We start from the raw sequence: 2,947 nt of genomic DNA, 5'->3' as shown, positions 1-2,947 counted from the left end.
GTGTGACTTCGTCTGCTGAATGGCGGGGTTCTTCGGTCGCTTCGTGGCGGGGTCAGGTGACACCGATGACCAGGGTGCTCTGTGCGGCTTCGATGACGTCGTTGGTGATGGTGTCGAGTTCGTTGATCTTCAGGACCCGCTGGATCTGGGGGAAGAGGCGTTCGAGGAGCCGGAAGTTGCCGCGGGTGATCCGTGCGATGGCTGCGATGGCTTGGGCGTCGGTGAAGTCGTCGGGGTCGAGGGTCTTGCCGAGGGATCGCCAGTGTCGCTCGAGGACGAACAGCAGTTCGTCTTGTCCCAGGGGCCGGTACTGGTGGGCGAAGCCGACTCGGCTGTAGAACTGGGGGTAGTGGCTGAACTGCTTCTCCAGGCCGGGCATGCCGATCAGGATCAGGGCGATGCCGTCGCGGTCGTAGCGATCGCGCAGCAGTTCCAGCGCGGCGGGACGCAGTCGTTCGGCCTCGTCGACGATGATCAGCTCCACGTAGTTCCTGCCGTGTCGCCATCCCCAGGCCTCGGGAGTGGCCGTGCCGGGAGGTACGAGGTGCTGCTCGATGCACATGTTGGTGCGGGTGATGGCTTGGGTCAGCTCGTCCTTCAGGGTCCGCGGGGTGGTCAGCACGCTGGGGGTGTAGAGCACGGTGCGGCTCCGGTTCAAGGCGGCGTAGATCTTGGCGTCGTTGTCGGAGCGCGGCCCCCAGTAGGTCAGCAGGTCATGAGCCTTCTCGTAGTGTGCGTAGCGGCGTGCGGAGAGTGTCTTTCCTACGCCGGCTGATCCGAAGCACAAACCGATGGTGTGCCCGCGGCGCACGGCGTCGGCGAACTCGGTGAAGCGGCGGTGCTCCTTGGTGACGATGAAGCGCTGGCTCACCTGAGGTCCTCCTTGTAGATCTTCAACGCCGACCTCGGCGCCGGAGCCGGTGCTTCGGTGATCCGTGGCGTCTCGGTAGGTGCGGCCACGAGGGCGATGCGTTCGTTGATGCCGGCTCGCAGCGCCCGGCGGCGGGCGTTGCGCGCGGCCTGGATCTCCTTGAGGCTGACCTTCTGGTCGTGGTGCTCTTGGTTGACGGCCTTGCAGACGAATTCGTCGTGATCGAAGACGCGGATCTCGGTGATGTCGCGGGGGTCGTAGCGGATCACGACCGAGCGTCCGACGTAGCCGGCCAGAGTTGGCGAGACGTAGCGCAGGCCCTGGAAGCGGATGCCATCGCGGCGCACGACGCGGGTCTTGGCGACGGTTAACAGCAGTCTGTCGAGGTCTTCCAGGCTCTCGGGCATTCGGGGCAGCCAGCCATCGGCGATCCACGCGCTGCGCGGGGAGGTTCCGAGCTCGCTGTGCGTGCGGTCGTTGTAGGTGGCCACGAACGCCTCCAGGGCGCTATCGAGGGCGGCCAGGGACAGTTTCGGTGTCGGCCAGGGGTGCCCTTCGGTGATGAGTCCGGGCAGGGTGGCGAGTAGCTCGGTGTTGATGGTGCCGAAGAACCGCTCGATCTTGCCCCGTCCCTGGGGCCGGGCGACGGTGGAGTGGATCAGTCGGATGTGGAGGTCGACGGCGGTGTGGGCGAGCTGGTCACTGGTGAAGTCGCTGCCGTGGTCGACGTAGAGCACGTCGGGCAGGCCGCACATCGGCCAGGCCGGGTCGGTCTTGTGCCAGATCGCTTGGCGCAGCGCCAGGGCGGTGTTCATCGCCGACGGTGCGCCCAGGAAGACTGTGTAGCCGCAGACCGCCCGGGAGCAGTCGTCGAGGATCGTTGTCAGCCATGGCCGTGCGGGCTTGCCGTCGGTGCCCACCACCAGGATGTCGAGCATGGTGTGATCGGATTGCCACATCGCGTTGGGCAGCTCTGCTTGCCGGCGTAGCACCAGCTCGTGCTTGTCGCGGTAGGACGCTGCGCCCTCCAGGGCGAGGGTGACCATGCCGGGATCCAGGGTCCGCACGATGTCCCACACCACCGAGTAGGAGGGGACCGGCCACCTCCGGGCGGCGCAGATGCCCGTGACTTTGCGATGGATCGTGGCGATGGCCGGCCGCGGCTTGCTCAGTGCCAGGCCCTCGATCAGGTCGACGAGGTCGGGCGGAAGGCGGCGGGAGCCGGCGTCCGCCCGTGAGGCTGTCTCCAGTCCGGCGTAGCCGTCGGCGCGGTAGCGGGCGTGCCAGCGCTCCAGGGTCCGCAGCCCTACATCGGTCTCGCGAGCTAAGCGCGCGAGGGGCACCTGGTCCTCGACGTGGAGCCTGAGGATTCGCCACCGCGCTCGAGCGTCCACGACGCACCTACTGCAAGGCGTTCTCGCGCCCGCGCTCGGCGCGCTGAAGGGCGCGGTAGACCGTGGAGCGGCCCACGCTGAACAGCTCGGCCAGCTCGCCCACGGTGTGCTCGTCGGCAGCATGTAGCTGGACGAGGTGAGCTTCTTGCCGGGGGGTGAGTTTCGGTGACTTCCCGCGCAGCCGGCCCTTGGCCTTGGCGACCTTCATCCCCTCGCGGGTGCGGGCACGGATGAGGTCGGCTTCGAACTCGGCGACCATCGCCAGCACGTTGAACAACAGTTTCCCCATCGGGTCGGTCGGGTCGTACACCGATCCGGCGATGCTCAGCTTCACTTCCCGCGCCGCGAGGTCGTCGGCGATCTGGTGGGCATCACGGACTGAACGCGCCAGCCGATCGAGCTTGGTGACCACGAACGTATCGCCGTCCCGACAGGCAGCCAGCGCCTGCCGCAGGCCCTCACGGTCGGCGTTGCGGCCCGTGAGCCCGTGATCGACGTAGATGCGCTTGGGATCGACGCCGAACGCCGCGAGTCCGTCACGCTGCGCGGTCAGGTCCTGCTCGTCGGTGGAGACTCGGGCATAGCCGACCTTCAAGGGGGACATGCTCCCCAGTGTGTCATATAGCCTCCCTTCACCGGACAGTTCACCGGACGGGTCTTACGGGACAGCCCGCCAGGCGTG

3 protein-coding genes are annotated in these 2,947 nt (G+C 67.2%); all 3 read right to left on the bottom strand.

Going from position 1 to position 2,947, the window contains the following annotated elements:
• Positions 1-52: 52 nt before the first annotated feature.
• Genes ACTICP_RS16270 through ACTICP_RS16260 form a run of 3 tightly spaced genes read right to left on the bottom strand, consistent with a single transcriptional unit; the run spans position 53 to position 2,869 of the window.
• On the bottom strand, positions 53-871 hold the full coding sequence (locus ACTICP_RS16270; protein ID WP_010552309.1) for an AAA family ATPase: 819 nt from the start codon (positions 869-871) through the stop codon (positions 53-55).
• Positions 868-2,265 carry a Mu transposase C-terminal domain-containing protein gene (locus tag ACTICP_RS16265; protein ID WP_095797975.1) on the bottom strand — a complete coding sequence of 466 codons (1,398 nt, stop codon included), beginning with the start codon at positions 2,263-2,265 and terminating at the stop codon, positions 868-870. Before ACTICP_RS16265 ends, ACTICP_RS16270 begins: the two co-directional genes overlap by 4 nt.
• Positions 2,266-2,272: 7 nt before the next feature.
• The gene (locus ACTICP_RS16260) at positions 2,273-2,869 is read right to left on the bottom strand and encodes a recombinase family protein (protein ID WP_010534181.1); all 597 of its coding nucleotides are present in this window, start codon (positions 2,867-2,869) and stop codon (positions 2,273-2,275) included.
• Positions 2,870-2,947 lie beyond the last annotated feature (78 nt).

This window comes from Microbacterium sp. (genome assembly GCF_052102115.1).
Taxonomy (GTDB): domain Bacteria; phylum Actinomycetota; class Actinomycetes; order Actinomycetales; family Microbacteriaceae; genus Microbacterium.
This window is presented reverse-complemented; position numbering and strand designations above follow the sequence as displayed.